22 protein-coding genes are annotated in these 20,056 nt (G+C 42.2%); 9 read left to right on the forward strand and 13 right to left on the reverse strand.

Annotated features, from left to right (window positions below; genetic code table 11):
* Nucleotides 1–5: 5 nt before the first annotated feature.
* From BLW16_RS07895 to BLW16_RS24005, 6 genes are all read right to left on the reverse strand, one after another.
* On the reverse strand, nt 6–1,355 hold the full coding sequence (locus BLW16_RS07895; protein ID WP_090556001.1) for a sugar MFS transporter: 1,350 nt from the start codon (nt 1,353–1,355) through the stop codon (nt 6–8).
* Nucleotides 1,356–1,704: 349 nt separating this feature from the next.
* On the reverse strand, nt 1,705–2,772 hold the full coding sequence (locus tag BLW16_RS07900) for a LacI family DNA-binding transcriptional regulator (RefSeq protein ID WP_090556002.1): 1,068 nt from the start codon (nt 2,770–2,772) through the stop codon (nt 1,705–1,707).
* Between the two features lie 138 nt (nt 2,773–2,910).
* Nucleotides 2,911–3,666 (reverse strand): glucosamine-6-phosphate deaminase, encoded by a 756-nt coding sequence (locus BLW16_RS07905; RefSeq protein WP_175470510.1) that lies wholly within the window; start codon nt 3,664–3,666, stop codon nt 2,911–2,913.
* A 9-nt stretch (nt 3,667–3,675) separates the two neighbouring features.
* Nucleotides 3,676–4,884: an N-acetylglucosamine-6-phosphate deacetylase gene (gene nagA, locus BLW16_RS07910; protein ID WP_090556003.1), complete on the reverse strand. Its 1,209-nt coding sequence runs from the start codon at nt 4,882–4,884 to the stop codon at nt 3,676–3,678.
* 127 nt (nt 4,885–5,011) lie between these two features.
* Nucleotides 5,012–5,284: an endo-1,4-beta-xylanase gene (locus tag BLW16_RS07915; RefSeq protein WP_090556004.1), complete on the reverse strand. Its 273-nt coding sequence runs from the start codon at nt 5,282–5,284 to the stop codon at nt 5,012–5,014.
* Entirely contained in the window at nt 5,169–5,540 is a 372-nt protein-coding gene (locus BLW16_RS24005) for a FecR family protein (protein ID WP_217631540.1), read from the reverse strand. Before BLW16_RS24005 ends, BLW16_RS07915 begins: the two co-directional genes overlap by 116 nt.
* A 620-nt stretch (nt 5,541–6,160) precedes the next feature.
* Here BLW16_RS24005 and BLW16_RS23480 point away from each other — a divergent pair.
* A complete protein-coding gene (locus BLW16_RS23480) occupies nt 6,161–6,328 on the forward strand; it encodes a hypothetical protein (RefSeq protein WP_394332011.1) in 168 nt (55 codons plus the stop codon).
* A gap of 84 nt (nt 6,329–6,412) precedes the next feature.
* Here BLW16_RS23480 and BLW16_RS07935 read toward each other — a convergent pair whose 3' ends face one another.
* Entirely contained in the window at nt 6,413–6,862 is a 450-nt protein-coding gene (locus BLW16_RS07935; RefSeq protein ID WP_139298284.1) for a hypothetical protein, read from the reverse strand.
* An 88-nt stretch (nt 6,863–6,950) separates the two neighbouring features.
* Here BLW16_RS07935 and BLW16_RS07940 point away from each other — a divergent pair, with 88 nt between their 5' ends.
* The 3 genes from BLW16_RS07940 (at nt 6,951) to BLW16_RS07955 (ending at nt 10,380) form a co-directional block, all read left to right on the forward strand.
* A complete protein-coding gene (locus tag BLW16_RS07940) occupies nt 6,951–7,244 on the forward strand; it encodes a hypothetical protein (protein WP_139298285.1) in 294 nt (97 codons plus the stop codon).
* Complete coding sequence (locus BLW16_RS07945) at nt 7,241–7,732, forward strand: M61 family metallopeptidase (protein WP_090556008.1); 492 nt, start codon at nt 7,241–7,243, stop codon at nt 7,730–7,732. The genes BLW16_RS07940 and BLW16_RS07945 overlap by 4 nt, the downstream gene beginning before the upstream one ends.
* A gap of 602 nt (nt 7,733–8,334) precedes the next feature.
* A complete protein-coding gene (locus BLW16_RS07955) occupies nt 8,335–10,380 on the forward strand; it encodes a M13 family metallopeptidase (protein WP_090556010.1) in 2,046 nt (681 codons plus the stop codon).
* A 128-nt stretch (nt 10,381–10,508) separates the two neighbouring features.
* Here BLW16_RS07955 and BLW16_RS07960 read toward each other — a convergent pair whose 3' ends face one another.
* Complete coding sequence (locus BLW16_RS07960) at nt 10,509–12,098, reverse strand: family 43 glycosylhydrolase (RefSeq protein ID WP_090556011.1); 1,590 nt, start codon at nt 12,096–12,098, stop codon at nt 10,509–10,511.
* Nucleotides 12,099–12,254: 156 nt separating this feature from the next.
* Here BLW16_RS07960 and BLW16_RS07965 point away from each other — a divergent pair, with 156 nt between their 5' ends.
* Nucleotides 12,255–13,481 carry a hypothetical protein gene (locus BLW16_RS07965; protein WP_090556012.1) on the forward strand — a complete coding sequence of 409 codons (1,227 nt, stop codon included), beginning with the start codon at nt 12,255–12,257 and terminating at the stop codon, nt 13,479–13,481.
* 1 nt (nt 13,482) lies between these two features.
* Here BLW16_RS07965 and BLW16_RS07970 read toward each other — a convergent pair whose 3' ends face one another.
* The 3 genes from BLW16_RS07970 to BLW16_RS07980 all read right to left on the reverse strand — a co-directional run bounded on the left by BLW16_RS07970 (nt 13,483) and on the right by BLW16_RS07980 (nt 15,272).
* On the reverse strand, nt 13,483–13,770 hold the full coding sequence (locus BLW16_RS07970; RefSeq protein ID WP_245735173.1) for a helix-turn-helix domain-containing protein: 288 nt from the start codon (nt 13,768–13,770) through the stop codon (nt 13,483–13,485).
* A 209-nt stretch (nt 13,771–13,979) separates the two neighbouring features.
* A complete protein-coding gene (locus BLW16_RS07975; protein ID WP_090556014.1) occupies nt 13,980–14,228 on the reverse strand; it encodes a hypothetical protein in 249 nt (82 codons plus the stop codon).
* 237 nt (nt 14,229–14,465) lie between these two features.
* A complete protein-coding gene (locus BLW16_RS07980; protein WP_245735174.1) occupies nt 14,466–15,272 on the reverse strand; it encodes a GlgX family protein in 807 nt (268 codons plus the stop codon).
* 239 nt (nt 15,273–15,511) lie between these two features.
* Here BLW16_RS07980 and BLW16_RS07985 point away from each other — a divergent pair, with 239 nt between their 5' ends.
* From BLW16_RS07985 to BLW16_RS07995, 3 genes are all read left to right on the forward strand, one after another.
* Nucleotides 15,512–16,432 (forward strand): Nif3-like dinuclear metal center hexameric protein, encoded by a 921-nt coding sequence (locus BLW16_RS07985; RefSeq protein ID WP_217631536.1) that lies wholly within the window; start codon nt 15,512–15,514, stop codon nt 16,430–16,432.
* Nucleotides 16,433–16,537: 105 nt separating this feature from the next.
* A complete protein-coding gene (locus BLW16_RS07990) occupies nt 16,538–17,419 on the forward strand; it encodes an OmpA/MotB family protein (RefSeq protein ID WP_175470511.1) in 882 nt (293 codons plus the stop codon).
* Between the two features lie 127 nt (nt 17,420–17,546).
* Nucleotides 17,547–17,897 (forward strand): hypothetical protein, encoded by a 351-nt coding sequence (locus tag BLW16_RS07995; protein ID WP_090556016.1) that lies wholly within the window; start codon nt 17,547–17,549, stop codon nt 17,895–17,897.
* 58 nt (nt 17,898–17,955) lie between these two features.
* Here BLW16_RS07995 and trxA read toward each other — a convergent pair whose 3' ends face one another.
* Together trxA and BLW16_RS08005 are read right to left on the reverse strand one after the other, a co-directional pair.
* On the reverse strand, nt 17,956–18,279 hold the full coding sequence (gene trxA / locus BLW16_RS08000) for a thioredoxin (protein WP_090556017.1): 324 nt from the start codon (nt 18,277–18,279) through the stop codon (nt 17,956–17,958).
* A gap of 139 nt (nt 18,280–18,418) precedes the next feature.
* The gene (locus BLW16_RS08005; RefSeq protein ID WP_090556018.1) at nt 18,419–18,841 is read right to left on the reverse strand and encodes a winged helix-turn-helix transcriptional regulator; all 423 of its coding nucleotides are present in this window, start codon (nt 18,839–18,841) and stop codon (nt 18,419–18,421) included.
* Nucleotides 18,842–19,464: 623 nt separating this feature from the next.
* Here BLW16_RS08005 and BLW16_RS08010 point away from each other — a divergent pair.
* Entirely contained in the window at nt 19,465–20,037 is a 573-nt protein-coding gene (locus tag BLW16_RS08010; RefSeq protein WP_090556019.1) for an RNA polymerase sigma factor, read from the forward strand.
* Nucleotides 20,038–20,056: the final 19 nt, after the last annotated feature.

Consider the following 20,056-nt stretch of genomic DNA (forward strand, 5'->3'; position numbering starts at 1 on the left):
ATAGTTTAATTGATTGATTTTTTCTTGAACCAGTATCTCATCTCATGACCATAAAAAGCGTAAAACACGAGATAAAGGTAACAGGGAAACAATACCCAGTACGCTGTTCTCGCATTAAACAGGTCTGCAAAATAACCATAGAAAAGCGGCAGGATAGCACTTCCGCACAAACCCATGATCATGATGGATGCCCCTAGCTTGGTAAACCTGCCAAGGCCGTTCAGTGCCAGCGGCCATATCCCGGCCCAGACCAGTGAATTGGCTAAGCCCAGCAGTACAATGAACCAGATGGAGATATCGGCAACATGGCCCAGAAAGCTGACCGTACTATGGGCAAATATGATGAGCAATGTAAATACTGTTCCCATCAGAGCACAGACCCTGAAAACATTGACCTGGCTGATGTACCGGGGAATAAGCAAAATACCCAGCAGGTAACCGGTGATGGTGGCAAACAGTGTGTAGGATGGAAAAACTTTGGCCTCCATCAGCTGGATATGCATTGAATTGGCATAACCGATGATGGTGTCAATAGCAATAACCTGGGTGCCTACATGAAGAAAGATGGCCACTGCGCCAAGGATGAGATGCGGAAACTGGAAAATATGTGTTTTATCGGAGTTTGCACTAGCCACCTCGGCGCTCTCCTGTTCAGTATCTATTTCGGGCAGTGGCGAAAAACGGATAAAAAGTCCGAGGCCTATCAATACTGTTCCCAGCACACTGTAGGGAAGAATTACCCTGCTGATTAGCTCATTTAAGGCTTCGTCCTTTTCTATATTGCTCATCAGCGGCAATTGCCTGAATAACTCGCTGTCTGTGACTTTGAGTACCACAGAAGCAAATAACAAAGGCGCGAGAATACCTGCGGCTTTATTGCAGATCCCCATGATGCTGATACGCCGTGCGGCAGTTTCTTTGGCACCCAGTATGGTAATGTATGGGTTTGCGGCCGACTGTAGTACGGCCAGTCCGGAGCCTATAGTAAACAGCCCCAGTAAAAATGCGGTATATGTTCTGGTCAAAGCAGCAGGGATAAACAGGAATGCCCCCGCAGCCATGAGCCATAATCCAAGCATGATTCCCTTTTTAAAGCCCATCCTTTTCAGCAAAAACGAAGAAGGAACGGACATCACGAAATAAGAGATATAAAAGGCGAAGGCCACAAAATAAGATTCAAAATTGCTCAGCTCACAGGCGATCTTAAAATAAGGGATCAAGATAGAGTTCACCCAGGTTACAAATCCGAAAATAAAGAACAAGACACCAATGATCAGCATGGAAGTCTGCGTTTCCCTCTCAGTAAGTGAACCGGCATGTATTGCAATGATTGGCTTTCTTGTTTTGTCAGACATTAGGATAAATATTAAGCTTAGTTGAATCTTTTCATATTTTACGTGTACGTACCCGATATATCATAAAAAAAACACTTAACTGTTTTTTTTGCAATTTATATTGTTTTTCAAATTCAGGTGGCAATGAGTAATACGGGAATCAAATGCTGCTGATATATTGACGTTTACGTACCCGAAGATAATCAAATAAATGTACATTTCAAATGTTTATTGGTTTATTCACAAAATTTTGATCAATAGCTGTTCTCTTTATCCAAAACAGGGGTTTTATTCTGACTGAATGTTGTCAGAATTAGATTGTAAAGGTAATTTTATGAAAAAACAGCCCTTGAAACGTACCCAAAAACAATTAATTCCTATAGAACTTATAATTTTCCTTTGTAATAATATCAATTGGCATAAAATAGGCCTTATCTACCTCGGTATGCAACACTAAATTTTGATATAACGTCATTATTCCCCGATAGCCCTGCTCCTGCGGCTTCTGGCAAATCAAAAAATCTATTGCACCGCTTTTCAGGTACCTGATATTTTCAGTAAGATAATCGTACCCGATCAGCAAAACATCATTTATTTCGGATTCTTCCATAAATCGGGCTACAGAAAAAACCCTTGAATTGGTTACAAATATGGCTTTTACATCGGGATGGGTAACCAATAATTCCTTCAGCCTGCTGGCCACTGATGGGTAATCAGTCTGCCTGATATCAGCCTTTACGATTGAATTGTTCTTTTGATTGTCTTTAAAATAAGCAGTAAACCCTTCCTCTTTTCTTAATAAATGGTGAAAATTATCCATTTCTTTGGAGATATTGATGATCAGGACCTTTCCGCTTTGTTCAATGGCATAATTGGTGAGATGTGCACTCAGGTAACCGCTATGAAACAGATCAGGCCCGATGTACCCCAGACTATCCTGGTTGGGAATATCAGAATTGATAAATACATAAGGGATATTCAGGTGCTGGCATTCCCTGGTAAATTCTAAGGATTCATTGATAAAAGAAGGCGCCAGTAGGATCCCGTCTACCGTACTTTTAAGAATCTTTTTCGTTTGGGCCACGAACGATGATTTATCATTCTGATCAAAAAAATACTTTTCGATCCTGATGCCGTACTGCCTGATTTCAGATTCTGCCTGCTCAATTCCCGTCAGTGGTGCTTTCCAGAATTCAGTTTCCTGTGAAATCGCCGGGATCAGGATAGCCAAATGAAGCTGCTTTTTTGACGCCAGTCTTCTCGCCAGTATATTCGGCTGGTAGTCCAGTTCTTTTATAATAGCCAGTATGGTGTTCTTGGTGTTTTCAGAGACACCGGTCCTGTTATGAATCACCCTGTCCACAGTTGCAATTGAGACATTCGCCCTTCTGGCTATTTCCTTTACACCAGACAACTCTGCATCACTGTGTTTTTTCATGTGTATATATTGATTTTTAGTGGTTATGAAGCTATCATCTGCTTATCTCTGTCTGTAAAGCGGTAAGCTGATGATGGTTTCATGTGTTTATATTTGATTTTAACGTTTATAGCTCTACACCTTTAGATCAGCATATCTTTATATCAATACACTGCTCTGATCATCCGTAAACAATATCGCATTTGGCTGTTTCCGGAGTATGGTTGAAGGATAGTGCTCTGATATAGATTCGGTTAAAGTATGGTAAACGGCATTTGCCTTTTTTTCTCCGGGAACCATCGCAAAAGCATAAGTTGCTTTCAACAGGGTGGGAATGGTAAGGGTTAGCGCATGGGTAGGTACTTCATCCAGCGTTTCAAAACAGCCGTCATTCACCTGCTGTATCCTGCATTCCAGGTCAAGATCCACCACTTTTACCAAAAGAGGATCATTGAAATCTGCCACATGCGGATCATTAAAGGCCAGGTGCGTATTTTCTCCGATACCCATGCAAACAATATCAGTGGGAAATTCTTTCAGCAGATCTGAATAACGCAGGCATTCATCCATTGCATCTGCGGCGTTTCCATCCAGATAATGAACTGAATTAAACTTCACCTTATCAAACAGCCTTTCACGCAGAAAATTTCCAAAGCCCTGTGGTGCGCTGGCGTCAAGATTAAGGTATTCATCCATATGGAAAGCATTGATCCGGCTCCAGTCTACCTCTTTTTTCACCAGGTTTTCAAGGAATTCATTTTGCGAAGGAGCGGCAGCGAAGATGATATTCACAATGGGCTTGTCTTTCAGCAGTTCATTAATTTTCTCACTCACGGCTTCGGCAGCAACCCCCCCCATAACAGCCCTGCTTTCCAGGGATTTTACAATAAGCTTGTCTTTTACGATCTGTTTCATTTATGTTATTTAAGAGTTTATACCAAAATCAGGTGCAGTATAGATGACCTGTCCGTTGACGATCGTGGTTTTGATGTTGATCTGTTCATCAAAGATCACAATATCGGCATCTTTACCTGCCAGCAGTGAACCTTTTCGGTCAGCTACCTGCATAATTGTTGCGGGAGTTAAGGTCATCATCTTCACCGCCTCTATCACAGGCACCCCGGCCAAATTGATCATGTTCCTCACCAGCCTGTCAGCCGTAGCCACACTGCCCGCAAATGACGAACGGTCAGGAAGTTTTGCAACGCCATCCTCTATGATAACTTTTAGGCCCGTCTGCAGGTTTCCCAGTACGCTTTCCCCTTCCGGCATCCCTGCCCCGCGCATCGCATCGGTGATCAGTGCAGTACGGTCAGCACCTTTAATCTTATATACCAGTTTGAGCAAGGGAGCCGGCAAGTGTATGCCGTCAGCGATGATCTCTACATCCATTGCATCAATAATAAACGCACTTTCTATTACCCCGGCATATCTGAATGCATTGCGTCTGTGTACACCGGACATGCCCGAGTAAAGATGCGTTGCAAGTGTATATCCGTTTTCAAAGGCTTCAACCACTTCATCATAATTGGCATCGGTATGGGCTAATGCAGGCAGTACACCTTTCGTTTTCAGATATTTAGCGAATTCAATAGCTCCTTTTAATTCCGGCGCAGCACTCCATCGCCTGATGGATTTTGAATAATCCAGCACCGCGGTATATTCTGCAACATCCGGGTCACGGATATACCTTGGGTCCTGCGCACCGCGCTGGCTTTGGGCAAAATAAGGCCCTTCCAGGTGCATCCCAAGGAACTGTGAGCCTTTAGTGTTCTGCTGATGGGCCATCTCATACAAATCGAGCGTTTTGAGCAGGTCTTCCTTCTCACTGGTTAAGGTAGTAGGCACCATGGCCGTAGTGCCGTATTTTGCATGGGTTTCCGCGATCTTTAAAAAGGCTTCAACATGACCATCCATAAAATCGTACCCCCCGCCCCCGTGCACATGGATATCAATAAACCCCGGTGAAACGTACATTCCCGCGGCATCGATCAGTACTGCATCAGGTGCATCGATATCTTTTTCACTTATAGCTTCAATGTTATTGCCTGTTATGATCACCGTAGCACCGTCAATTATACGGTATGGGGTGATTACACGGCCATTGATTATTTTTATTTGTGTCTTATGCATACATTGTCCAGATTACACCGAATAATTAGGTTGAAGCATTTTCGGGTACGTACACGAATATAGATAAGAATTTCAATAAAAAAAATTTAATTCAATAAATCAGCGTTTAAGTTAAAAATATACGACTTTAAAAAACACATTTTTTCGGCTTCAGATTGAAATTAAACAACAAAGGATAGTTCTTTTTGCCTTTAGCAGATGGTGTTTGGTCAAGCCAGGTGTATTTATCAGCGATATTCCAAAAGGTAACACCTGAAAGTATATCCTTATACTGACGGAATACTTTAAAAACGGAAGTGTACTGCGCAATCTGCTGTTCTTCCAGCAAGGGTGTATATACATCCGGTGCCGCCAGCCAGGCAGAGCCGCGTTTTTCTTTTCCGGTGATCCTGCGCACCATGGTTTACCCTTACAGATCCTTCCAGCAGGGTGGTTTTCTGGGTAACAGCATCAGGGTAAGCCATGACGTTAAAATGCGTGCCTAGCACTTCTACCTCCGATTCTCCGGTCTGTACAGAAAACGGCATTCTCACTGTTCGTTTTGCTAGGGAGGTATACACTTTGGCCACTTCGAAATAGGCCTCTCCTTTCAACGTCACCTTCCGCTCCGAAGCATCAAATACCTTAGGGAATGTCAGTGAAGATCCTGCATTCAGCTATATCCTGGTTCCATCAGGCAGCGTCAGCTGATATTGCCCTCCTTTTGGCGTAGTGATAGTATTCAGCGTATTTTTGAGCCCCTCGTTACTGCGGTTTGCCGCATAGATCAGCTGCCCGTCTGTAGTTTTTTAACAGCGGTACTGCCCTGCATGGCCAGTACGCCGTTGCAAGCATTGTTTAGTTCAATAACGGATCCGTCGCCCAGTCTGAGCAGGGCATTATTGCTGCCGGGCTTCAGTACAATTCCCCGTACAGCAGCAGCGGTAGCAGGTCGTTTGGCGCTGCCATTAAATTATCGGTATGCAGGCGCATATTTGGTTATTGAATAAAACGAATATATACTTGATTATTGACTTTCCCATATAATAATATTTGCAACTATAAAAATTGTTGCTTATTTAGAGATATTTATTACTTATTATTTCAGTATAACGTCGCCGCAATCCCGATATACGCTTTTAACCCCTTAAAACGATTAATCATGTATAAGATTGCACTATGTATCTTGTTATGCTGTATACTTAACCGCGCCAATGCCCAAGTATGGATGCCCGACCAGGGGAAACGGAACGTATAAAACCCAATTATTTTCGCCGATTATTCTGACCCCGATGTCATCCGTGTCGCAGAGGATTATTACATGGTAGCTTCCAGTTTTAACTGCCAGGCGCGAATTCCCGTACTTCACTCCAAAGACCTGGTCAACTGGCTTTCAGCGGACGGAAAGAAACTGCTGAACAATGGCAGGCTACCTGCTGATTTCAGCCGGGTATGCAGATTTTGATTTTTTCAGGTTCACTCCATCAGACAGCTGACAACCATTACGGTTGCCAGCTCTTCTTCCACATTATTTATTGAATGTAATCGCTTATTTCAGGAAGGTGTCATCATCTTCCTCCTCATCATCATCCAGTTCGATGTCGTCATCGAGGTCAAGATCGTCATCCAGCTCATCGCCATCAGGTACAACCGGCAGGCTATCGTCATCATCCAGATCCAGATCATCATCATCCAGGTCTAAATCATCGTCATCCTCACCGTTACCCGGATCGGTTGGCAGATCGTCAAACTCCTCGGTACTGTCATCTTCAGGATTCTCATCCTCATCCTCCGCATCTGCCCTGTCATCCACCTCTTCCAGCAGGCCATCAACGTCAGCAGTTCCAATATCATCGGTGCCCGAATTCAGATCCTCTTCGGTAAAAGTATCCGGCGTCGGCTCAGGAGTCTCATCATGAGGTGATGGCTGAAATTGTTGTGTTCTTTCTTCTACGTCAATTCTCCCGTTATGTCCGTAGTCTTGATTTTGATTTTCCATAGTAGATTTCTTTAGCAGGTTATTCATCAGATAACACCATTTCCTGAATATGGTTCTGAAAAAAAAATGATTCACCTTTTTAGGTGATATGGATTCCAGAACGGCCTCTCTAATTTTGTCGCTGAGATCATCAAATGCACCTGTCATGAGTCCGGAACATTTCAAACACCTGCGTTTTTTAGTTTTCATCCTTTTTTCCTGCAGCCTTTCAACGCTGAAAGCAGCGAATAAAACACGGATCACTTATACGATCAGCTTTCCCGAAGCAAAGGCGCGTTATGCCGAATTTGAGATGGACATTGCAGGGTTAAACCAGCCGCATCTTACGCTGAAAACGTTGCATCCATCACCGCTACCTCAGACCGCAAATTGCTTTCCGTGACAAAAACGCGTAAAAACATATGGAGCGTGAACACTGCCGGCATCAGCAGGTTAAAGATCAGATATCACGTAAACACCTTCGGACAAACAGCAGAGAATAGCTTCATAGATGATGAACATGCCTACCTTTCTGCCCCCGGGATATTTTTATATGCTGCCGGAATGCTGCATCAGTCATCTGTCATTCACATTAAACCCTATAAATACTGGACCAGGATCTCTACCAGCCTGAATCCTTTGAAAGACGACCCTTTCACACTATTCCAGCTATGGAATGGCAAACGACTAATACCTGCATCCCTGAAGTCTTTAGATTACAATAGGAAAAATAACACTGCAGAACTTTGGCTGGCCGATGGAATCAGCCATTACTATAAAAACCTGATCATGCACAGGGCAGCCCTTTATCCTACAGAAAATTATCTGGACAATATCGCAGGGGAATTCACCCGTCTGATGAATAATCATGAGGGCACAGATGAATATTAAATCAATTCAAATGCTGAGGTCTGGGAAAAATTTTATCGCCATAACGGAAATTACGAAGGTAGCCAGAGGATCTCTGCCATCAGGGGATCGGTCATAGCACCGATGCTGGATCTGGAAATCATTAAATATTCTGAAGGCAGACGTAGCCTGCACCATTACCTGAATTACGCAGGGTATAAATTATCAGACCGTGAGGAATCAGTGGATACTGAATCCTCACGGTCTGATAATTTATACCCAACAATAGCCAGAACAGATATCGTATCGAAAACCTGTCGCCGCAACTGACTGCATCGCAATTACTTGTGCGCAAAAAATGGTTGAGCCTATAGCTTCAACGGCGCGATCAATCTTGAAGATCCATATTGAATGTAATACCTGCAGTTCAAATCTTCCCGGATCAAACGATAATTATCTTAACCTGTAACTTTTACTGTTCCTTCCTGTCTTACAGTAGTACATAAGTTGTGGGGTGCAATTAAAACTCAAATAATGAATGCTAATTATCACAAAGTGAAATATATTTTTTTTAAGAAATAAACTTAATGTATTTTTTTTGAAATACCTTTTCCTTTTATCATCTTTAATTAAAAAGCTATTCTATGAGATTCAACCCTTCTGTGTGTATTGCATTTGTGGCTATTGTTACAGCCTCCTGCAACAATAAACCTTCAACAAAAGACAGCGGCGTTCCTGAACGCACCGTATTTTTTGATAAGTCAGGTATGGATACTACGGTAAATCCCGGCGACGATTTTTACCGCTATGCCAATGGGAAATGGTATAAAGAAACGAAGATTCCGGCCAGTCAGAGTAGCTGGGGTACATTTAATATCCTGGCAGATGATAATATTAAAAACCTGCATGGAATTCTGGATAGCCTGAAAACCCTCAGCCCCGCCGAAGGCAGTAAAGAACAAAAGATCGGCGACTTCTATGCCAGCGGGCTGGATACAGTGACCATTGATAAAAAAGGATATGATCCTATAAAACCAGAACTGGCAAAGATTGCAGCGATCAATGATGCACAACAGCTGATTAACTTCTGTGCGGACGCTTATAAAGAGGGAAGTGGATACCTGTTCGGATTTGGTGTAGGGCCAGATGACAAGAACAGTAATAAAAACCTGGCCTATTTTAACCAGACAGGCCTTGGATTACCCAACCGAGAATATTACACCAAAACAGATTCAGCGTCCGTAAAAATCCGCGCCGCGTATGGAAAGTATATAGCCAAATTATTTATTCTGACAGGGGTTGATCAGGCTGCCGCAGCAAAAAATGCAGCGGATATCATAAAACTTGAAACCGCAATAGCCCTGTCACATTCCACACCGAATGAATTGCGTGACCCTGTTAAAAACTACCATAAGTTTGCAGTCAGTGACTTGCAGAAAAAATCGGGTATGGACCTGAATGCCATTTTCAGCAGAATGGGATTCAAAACAGACACGATACTGGTGGGGCAACCTAAATATTTTATCACACTGAATACCCTCCTGAAAAGCCAGCCGGTAGCGCTTTGGAAAAAACAACTGACATTCATGTCGCTGAACAGCTCTGCGAACTATCTGAGCCAGCCATTTCAGGATGCACGATTTGATTTCTACGGTAAAGTATTAAACGGACAGAAAGTTCAGAAAGAACGCTGGAAACGGATGACGCAGATCGTTGACAATGACCTTGGCGAACTGCTGGGACAATTGTATGTGGATAAGTATTTCACCTCAGACGCTAAAAAGAGAATGCTGGACCTGGTAAATAATCTTCAGACTGCGTATAAGGACAGGATAGAGAAGCTGGACTGGATGAGTCCTGAAACAAAGAAAAAAGCGATAGATAAACTGAATGCTTTTACCAAAAAGATCGGTTATCCTGACAAATGGAAATCCTATGATGATGTTGAGATCCGAAGGGACACTTATTTTGATAATGCCTTGTCTGTCAGCAAACACGATTATAGTGAACTGCTCAAAAGAATCAATAAACCGGTAGATAAAATGGAATGGGGTATGACTCCTCCTACTGTAAATGCATACTATAACCCCAGTTTCAACGAGATTGTATTTCCTGCAGGGATCCTGCAGTTCCCCTTCTTCGATAAAAATGCCGACGATGCCATCAATTATGGTGCTATAGGTGCAGGAATAGGACATGAAATGACACATGGATTTGATGATCAGGGTGCACAGTACGATAAAAACGGTAATTTAAAGGAATGGTGGACCCCTCAGGATGCAGCCAGGTTTAAAACAAAAACCGCGGCTATCGGAAAACAGTATGACGACTACGTCGTACTTAAAGACCTCCATGTGAACGGCAGTCTGACTATGGGCGAAAACATTGCCGACAATGGTGGTATAGCCATAGCCTACCAGGCATTTAAAAATACAGCTCAGGGAAAAAGTGATAAAAAGATAGATGGATTAACCCCTGACCAGCGTTTTTTCCTCTCCTTTGCACAGCTCTGGCGGTCGAAACAAAGTGATGAATCGACCCGCATGAGGATCAGTGCTGACCCCCACTCACCTGATATTTACAGGGTAAATGGCACGTTGTCCAATACAGAAGCCTGGTATAAAGCCTTCAACATCAAACCCGGCGATAAAATGTATAAACCCGAAACTGAACGAATAAAAATCTGGTAGCCAGTTTACCATACACAGAACTGCGGGCAGAATCATCTGTCAGTTGTTCTGTGTAATATTGGCGCACAAGTGTAATTTTGCTTTTCCAGCTATCAGATAACTTTAAACCATGATTTGTCATGAAGATCCTATTTCATTGCTTCTCGAACATAAGTTTGAAACATTAATGTTCTTCTTTCATCAACAGCATAAGTATGGCCGCCATCTGTACTGTAAGCCGACTTCCTTCCCTCATCTTTCAGGCCGTCATTAAAGGCAAATCCATAAAATCCGGAAGTCGTATTTGATTTCAGCACAATTGTATAACTTCTTCCTGCAGTCACCCTGCATTTCGGTTCAACAGTAATGTAATTTGCGGCCCAGCCAACGGACCCGGCAGCCACAACCGCTGAAGAGAGCGGCTGTCCCTCAGGGATTCCGGCGTCACTGGCAGCATAGATCTCAAGAAGTAGCGCCGCATCAGGATCACCGTTTTTAAACGTAGTGAAAGAAACCCTGTTCAACAAGCCTGACCGTTTGGCAACAAAAGACTGCGACCGCCAGGTACCTTTCCTGATATCGCCATGCGTTCTAAAACCCTCCAGTCCTGAAGTATTATCCAGCTCTGCAGATAACGCCTTCTTTTTAATCCCCTGTTTTACAGGTATCGTCACTGTTTGCAGGCAGATCATCGGCTGTATAGCGCCATCATCCGCAAAAGATAACGGAGCCCAATAGTAATTTGCAAGTGCTTCATTTTTTGCAGCATTATTCCAGAGGTCACTTCCATACAAATAGATTACTCCTGAAGGTAATTTGATCGGAGAGACGAACGAAGGTTGCCCGCCGCAGGAGTTATTACTGATACTAATGCCCTCAGACCAGGGCCCCAAAGGCGAAGCGGCCGTTTTATAAGAAGTCCCGGTGCCGGAACAATAACCACAGTTAGGGTCAGAATAGGTGATGTAGTATTTACTTCCCCTTTTAAACAGTGACGGAGCTTCCGTATTACCTGTGGTAACGGCTTTAACATGGACCCCGGTACCAGAAAGATAATCCGGGTTTAATTTTTCTATTACGATTGTACCTTTTGTACGCCAGTCTGTATAGGCAACATAAGCTGTGCCATCGTCGTCAACGAACGTGTCATGGTCGCCATTATTTAAACCTGCCACCGGCGAATCAGCATTCACGGCAAGCCTGGGTTCTGCCACTTCAGTAAATGGACCGGTAGGATTTTTAGCCGTAAATACACGAAAACCTACCCTGTTGTCATAAACATTGATCCATAAAATATATAAGGACGTTTTTTTATTAAAGATCACGTGCGGGCGGAAACAGCCGTATGTAGCCCCGTTGCAGCGAGTTTGCCAAACTGGTTTTGCGGCATCAAAGAGGAAACCCCTGTCTGTCCAGCTGACCATATCTCTGGAACTGTAAACTTTAAATCCACAAAATGGAGCATCCTTTTTACCCCATTGAAAACCGCAGTCATAACTTGTTCCATACAAATAATACATACCATCAAACAACGCAATCTCTCCATCATGGGCATCAATTGCCTCACCAGCACAACTGAACCTTGTTACCTGTTCGCCCTTTTCATTAAAATTTGTAAATGTAGCAGTAGCTGAAGACGGTCCTTCAGCATGCTTTTGAGCAAAGAGAGTTACAGGAATTAATAAAACAATCAACGCAAGCATGGGCCAAAACAGGGTTGCCCTTAAGTATTTTTTCATACAAACATATTTATATTGGCATTGTATAAAGTTATCGGATCATGTGTTCCTCCTCATGCACGATATGATAATATATTTACATGAAATGATACGATTGTGAATATAGTATATTGACAAATTTCATGAACTTCGCCATACACCAAATTACAGAATGAAATGAGCAAAAGTAAAAAGCCTGCTTTAAAAGGCACAGATACCAATGCACAGTTGCGCAACAGATTTTATGAACGCATCGAATCACTATGTGACACCTTTGCCGGGCCGGGATATTTTAAAAAGATCCATCCAATGATCATTGAGCATATGTTCATCAACCGTTACCCATCACTTAAAGCCAAAGCTGCCCCGGAAGCAAATATTGAAAAATGGAAGGTAGTGCAATTCAATAAGCTGATGAATAAATTCATCAGCGACAGGTATATTGAACTGGACAATGGAGGGAAGGTTTATCTAAGCTGGTATTTGTCTGAAGGACTTTTGCTGATCAATTATATCTCGGAGATGGCAGAAGTTAATTTCCGCTATGCAGATCAGCTCAAAGAAGCTTTCAGCCCGTACTTCCCCGGTGGTGGAATTCATACCATGATAGAAGATATGCTGGTAGAGCTGGTTCATGATACCACTGTATTTTTAAGTAATTTAAACCACACGATCATCAACGCAGATATCGGCCAAACCGCCTGCTTTGACAGAGACGCTACCTCCAACGATGTTTTCATACAGGAATTCAAACCAGAAAAAACGTCTGTAACCATTGATGGAGAAACACGCAGCATCATTCGTCTGGGCTGGGTTGACGGCGATATGGAATGGCTGAACACTAGGATCAAACCGTCTGTGATCGGATTTAAAACAGGTTCACTGGACATCCCGCTTGATGTTTATATCCAGAAGCACGCGCTGGATAAATTACAGGAGCGGATTGATATTACTCCCGGGATCATGCATTATATGATCTTTATGATTTTAAACCAACCCGTTATCAGGTATCATAAAAATGATAATAACAGCCTGGTGGAATATTACCTGTCAGACCAGAAAGTAGGTTACCTGCTGGTCAGCCTGGCAGACGCAAAACTGATCATCCGCACATTTCTTTTCCTTACCAATGACGGAACTCCGGAAGGTAAAAAGCTCAACCAGCTTCTGGCACTCGACAAACAGGACAAGAAGTACCTGATGATTGACACCCTACCCGCATTCAGTGCTTACCACATTGACCAGAACGAACGCCTTAGTAAACTGTTCAGGGAGGCAGGATGTGGTTCTTTACTCAAGCTGGGCCATCTGAAAGAATATTCGGAAAAAGAAATCAAAGATAAGGATCCGGAATCTATTGTGAAATACCTGGGCGATTCGGATAACTTCTATGGATTGGGTTAACCTATTTCCGCACAAGTTCTTCGTACAGCTCTATTGCCTTTTGCTGTAGTTTAATAACCTCGTCATCTTTGATCCTCAGTTCTTCCTGAAGCCTGATGATCTCATCAGAACTAATAACCTCCGGATGATCCTGTTCTTCGAGAAGAATATCCGCCGGCGATACCTCAAAAAGCTGTGCGATCTGAAAAAGCCGCGTTAATCCTATTTCTGTGATGCCAGTTTCAATCTTAGAATATGCAGGGATGGAGATTTCAAGCCTTTTTGCAACTTCAGCCTGGTTCCACTCCATTTTTTGCCGAAGTTTTTTGATGTTGTGACCGACGATGTTCATAGCAACAAATAATAATTACGTTTATCTCAGCACAATATACATATTTTAAATTTATTTAATCATAACAAAATAAAAGCAATACCATTTCGTTAAATATCTTACATTATCCTTCAAAATTTTGTCGTAATAAAAATTAGATTAAGAAGTTTATCAAAGATTCGAGTTGGCTATGAACTTCTGTCCTCAATCATCTGCCCGATGAACTCGACCAGCTCCATATTCATATCGCTGTCCGTATGCCATACATAACCTACGTCCAGATCCTCTACAGGATAAATGATCCCCAAAAGTTCGGGAATTACTATGCCGTGGATCTCATCATCGTCATTCATTGTTACCATAAAATGATTCGCTTCATCTAAGGGCGTCACGGTAACTGTTTTATGTAGAAAGCGTACACTGAATTCCTGCATCATTTGTATCCAATTTAAAATAGAACGTTTAAATCAGAATTCTGTTTCGATCTGTTCCTCAAACCAGTCATAATGATGTGAGTATTGAGTATGACCATTGCCAGTGGAGGAAATTTAAGTGATAAAAATTATGTGCGGGCATCAGGTATGGGTTCAGTTGGATGTATTGCGATTCGCCACGCCAGTAATACCTATTACCGCACAGAAGATCACTGGCCAAGACTACATCAAGGATCACTTCTATTCCGGCTTTGTGCAGTGCTTTACCATAGTCTTAAATTCTGTGACCTGCTCTCCGTGCCTGCCGCTGGAAGAGTAGCGTACATCCGGGGCAAAAAAGCCAAGTGTGTTATATCCCCAGTAGTTGGCCAGGCCTTTTTCTTCCAGGTGCCTGTCTGACACGAAATGATGTACGGGCATAAGCTCTATAGCAGTAATGCCCAGCTCTTTCAGATAATTGATGGTCACCCCGTGCGCGATTGCCGCATAGGTTCCGCGTATTTCTTCCGGGATGCCGGGATGCAGTTTGGTGAATCCTTTTACATGGGCTTCATAGATTACAGAGTTATCATACGACGTATCCGGGCACTGGTCTCCTTCCCAGTCGAAACCCTGATCAATCACTACAGATTTTGGTATATAGTCTGCACTGTCAGTATCGCTGAGGCTCAGGTCTTCATCCGGATCGCCTATCTTATAGGCAAATAAGGCATCGTTCCATTCAATCGTCCCGGATATCGCTTTGGCATAAGGGTCAAGCACCAGTTTATTAGGGTTAAAGCGGTGTCCGCTTTCGGGCACGAAAGGTCCGTAAACCCGGAAGCCATACAATTGGCCCGGTGATATCCCCCGTACATAGATATGCCAGGTAAGGTCAGTCTGTTCGGTAATATTAAATTTCACAAATTCTTTTTCATCATTCTCGGGATCAAACAGGCAGAGTTCAACCGCAGTTGCGTTTTCAGAATATATGGTAAAATTGACTCCATTGCCATCCCAGATTGCCCCAAGAGGAAATGGTTTTCCGGGAAAGATGTTTAAATTCATTTTTTGTTTTCGTTACAGGAAATACAGAATGCTTTTTTCACATTCCTTTTTTTTTAAATCAGCAACAAACCCAAATTTTGAAGGTTAGTATTTATTCAACATTTAAACAACACGTATTTTCCGCGTAAAGAAATGATATTAATACGTACACCAATACAATACGTCAATTCCATGCTGCTTATCCGTTCCGTTCCTGCGGATTATTTATTAAATTGCCTGTATCAGATGAATCCCAAAACATGAAAAATGAATCCGCTGACCCCTGTCCCTTAATGGAAAGACGCTACTTTATTTCAAATACACTTAAAGCCCTCGGGACTTTCGCCCTTTTGCCCTATATTTCCACAGCACATGTGCTAACAGATGCGTCCAAAACCTATACAGTAGATGATATCATGCAGCTCATTTTAAAGGAAATTCCAGGTGCACCGTTCAAACAGACCGTTGATACGCTAAAAAGCGGAAATAAGGAGATGATTGTGACTGGTATTGTAACAACGATGTTCAGCACTATACAGGTAATAGAACAGGCCCTGCGGCTCAGGGCAAATTTTATCATTGCGCATGAACCTACTTTTTATAACCATGCAGATGATATCAACTACGTAGCACAAAATTCAGAAGTAAAAAAGAAGCAGGCCCTCTTATTGAAACATGGTATTACCGTATGGCGTTTTCACGATTACTGGCATGCCTGCAAGCCGGACGGTATACAATACGGGTTTATGAAAAAAATGGACTGGTTACCTTATTTCAAATCGCGCGAGGAACCCTTAATACTACCCCCACTTAGCCTGGAAAACCTTGCGAAACAGCTTAAACAAAAACTGGGGATTGAAAAACTGCGGATCATAGGCGATCCCGCACAGAGCTGCAGCAGGGTCGCCGTAATGCCGGGTGCCTGGGGCGGACAAAATCAAATGCTCCTCCTGGAAACCAAAAAGCCTGATGTACTGGTGGTGGGAGAACTTCAGGAATGGGAAACTGCAGAGTATATCAGGGATGGAAGGTTAATGGGAGGCAAAACCTCGCTGATCGTCCTTGGGCATGCGGTAAGCGAAGAACCTGGTATGGAATACCTGGTAGAATGGCTGCAGCCTAAGCTCCCTGGCTTAACGGTCACACACCTAACTTCAGGTAATCCGTTTACATGGATCTGATATAAAAGAAGAATTTGGGGCGGATGACGCTGATTAAAATACTGATTGGCACGATCTGTGCAACTATGAATATCTATTACAGATATTTAAATAAAAATCAGAATTATGAAATTTTCAATTTTGCCGGTAGCGCTGTTATCGCTCGCCTTATTATCACAAGGTTGTGTAAGTAATAAAAAGTTTAATGATTTACAATCTAACTATACAGATCTACAAACAAAAAACGGTGAACTCAGTAAAAAGTACGATGAAAGCCAGCAGGGGCTGTCTTCTTCTACATCAAGGGTAAAGAGCCTCGAAGAGCAAATTGCTTCTGAACGCTCCAATGTTACAGCATTACAGGCAGCACTGGATAAATGCCTTACCTCATCGGGCCAGGGAAATGTTAATATTTCAAAACTGGTTGATGAGATCAATTCATCCAATAAATACATACAGCATTTAGTGAATACAAAGAACAAAAGCGATTCACTTAATTTAGTACTGACAAATAACCTGACCCGTTCCCTGAGCCGCGAAGAAATGCAGGATGTGGATGTGCAGGTATTAAAAGGAGTGGTTTACATTTCACTGGCCGACAATATGTTATATAAATCCGGAAGTTATGATATCTCCGATAAAGCCGGACAAACACTGAGCAAAATTGCAAAGATCATCAAGGACTACAGTGATTATGACGTCCTGATCGAAGGTAATACAGATGCTGTTCCGATTACGATGCCAAATATTCGTAATAACTGGGACCTGAGTGCACTCAGGGCATCGTCCGTAGTGCAGGCCTTGCAAACTACTTACGGAGTTGAGCCGAAACGGTTAACTGCCGGCGGACGGGGAGAATATAATCCGATCGCGCCGAATGATACTGATGCCGGAAAAGCCAGGAACAGACGTACACAGATCATCATTACTCCTAAACTGGAGCAGTTTATGGACCTGATAGGAAAGGCACCTGAAACATCAAAAACACCAGAAAGTAAAACACCCTAAGAAGCTTGTTCAAGGAATTAATTATTCACCGGTCTTCTTAACAGGAGACCGGTTTTTTATCAGATTTATACCTTTGCGGTGCTAGAATACCTATAGGTATGATTGAATTTTTGTAATTTTACATCTTATGGGAAATATACGTTCAGCAAGAGAGACTATTATCAATGAATGGGAATGGGACGAGGAAGAGCTCAGTTTTATCAACAGTCTAAATGATAACCAATGCAGCCGGCTTGCCGCCAACATGAAAAAGGCATCTCTCTACAATTCCGTGTTCATGATCAGCAAATACACCATTTTCGCATTGTTTATTGCGGTATACACCCTGCGGTACTTTCAGCTCAGCCGCCTAGCCCTGGTCATTCAAATGATTATCATTCCCGTCGGGATACTTGCAGTTTTCTCCTTTTTCATGCTGCGAAGGGTAGAAGCTAATCCGGATTATAGATCACTTTTTTTAAATGATTCTAAATCATAAAAAAAGGGGTCTTATATAGTGATATAACAACCCCCCTCTATTAAATATCTGTTCTATATTAGTTTAGCTGTTTTACCAGTTTCTCAGCCAATACAGATTTTGGCACTGCGCCGATTTGTTTATCTACAACCTCACCATCTTTAAAGAATAACAGGGCAGGAATATTCCTGATGCCAAACCTTACTGATATTTGCGGATTACTGTCAACATTTATTTTACCAACGAAGGCTTGTCCTTCATATTCTTTAGCAATTTCCTCAACCACCGGGCCTACCATACGACAGGGTCCGCACCATTCTGCCCAAAAGTCAAGAAGTACGGGTTTGTCTGATTTCAGCACAAGTTCCTCAAAGTTCGCATCAGTAATTTCTATAGTAGTCATGATTTCTTTGTTTTAATTTCTATAACAAAAGTAATCATTTTTCAGATACCAGTTGCATTTCGCAACCAGTTTTCAGTAAAACCAAAAAGTTCTTACATTAAGATAACAATCCCAGGTCAGTGCCTGTGCCTGGCAAATGCTAACTTCCGAGCGCCGTATCTCTCTTTATTTTCAGCCCGTTGGCGTATTCCGTAATCGTTTTGGATTTGTTTGCGACCAGTTTTTTATATACAGGGTTTGTAGACTGTTTAATCACATTGTATTTTGCGCCCCATGCAAATATTTCTACAAAAACAGGCAGCAGATCGATCGCTTTGTCGGTCAGGGAATATAGGAATTTCGCCTTATTGGCAGCTGAAGCCGTCTTGATCAGAAATCCTTCAGCATCCAGATTTTTAAGGCGGTCAGTTAAAATGTTTGATGCAATCTTCTCTTCAGAATTCCTGAATTCACTGAAAGATGATTTTCCTTCAAAAATCATATCGCGCAAAATGAGTAATGTCCATTTATCACCGAATATATCTAATGCGTAACAGATAGAACAGTCAGAGCGAGCCTTCATAAGGTATTGATTTGAGCAGAATAGCTATATTGAATACAATTGTATAAGAATACTCAAATTTATCATTTATAATTAATTACCGCAATAGTAAACTACCCAAATCATCACTCAATACCGGTAACAGTTGAATTTTAAAAATCAATAGTGCTGATCCTGTAAAATCACGGCTGTCCCGGATTCATCAGCTTAAAATGTGAAATGAAAGTAAAGTGTAGCACCTTTATTGGCCCTGAACTGGCGCTGCTCTCGGGGGTATGGGTTATTCATCGACATTTCACCTGGCCTCACCGGCCCGCTGGTCGGAGGAATAGCCAGTCATTTTATAATGATATATATTTTTCCATTTAGCATGGGAATGGTATTTATCGGCTTCCTTCTGGCTATCCTGATCTATCAGCGACAAAAAAACGAAGTAATGGCTTAGGGCATTGTTTTCCTTCATTTTGCACCAGACAAACGTTTTAGTTGTGAAACAAATAACAGCACAAATGTTTGATAAGGAAATAAAGACCTGTTTTTTAGCTCATTACACCTTATAATTCTGCTTTAGATAGAATCCATTCCAAAAAAGAATACGTATATATGTGTATTCTCTTTAGGCTTAAGTTTTCATTTACGGCAAAATGACCAAATATTCAACCCTCTCCGACCGGGAGCTCATCGAACTGATCAAAACAAGTGACAAGTCTGCATTTACGGAATTCTTTAACCGCTACAAAGGCATTCTTTATCTGCAGGCTTTCACTATTTCAAAAGATAACGAAGAAGCGAGGGACGTGGTGCAGGAGATGTTTCTGAATATCTGGGAAACAAGAAGAAGGCTTACAGTGCCCGTGTCAGTAAAAGCTTATCTGCATAAATCTGTCCGGCACAAGATCATTGACGGGATCAGGCACAAAAAGACGATCATGAGTTACCTCGATTCAGTGAAAGCTTATGAGGATGAAGGAACTAAGCCACTGGATGAGAGTTATATCGATAAGGAAACGGTCGCTTTGTTTTATATGGTACTCAATTCTCTTCCGCCCAAAATGCGTAAAATTTTGGAATTGAGCAGACTTGACGGACTGTCACACCAGGAAATTGCAGAAAAACTGAATATTTCCAAACACACAGTGAAAAAGCAGGTACAATATGCTTTAAGAAAAATAAACATCAAATTAAGTCTTCGTTTGCTTTCATTTCTATTCCTGTAAGGTCCCTTCAGCCACCCCT

The sequence above is a fragment of the Pedobacter hartonius genome (genome assembly GCF_900107535.1).
Classification (GTDB): domain Bacteria; phylum Bacteroidota; class Bacteroidia; order Sphingobacteriales; family Sphingobacteriaceae; genus Pedobacter; species Pedobacter hartonius.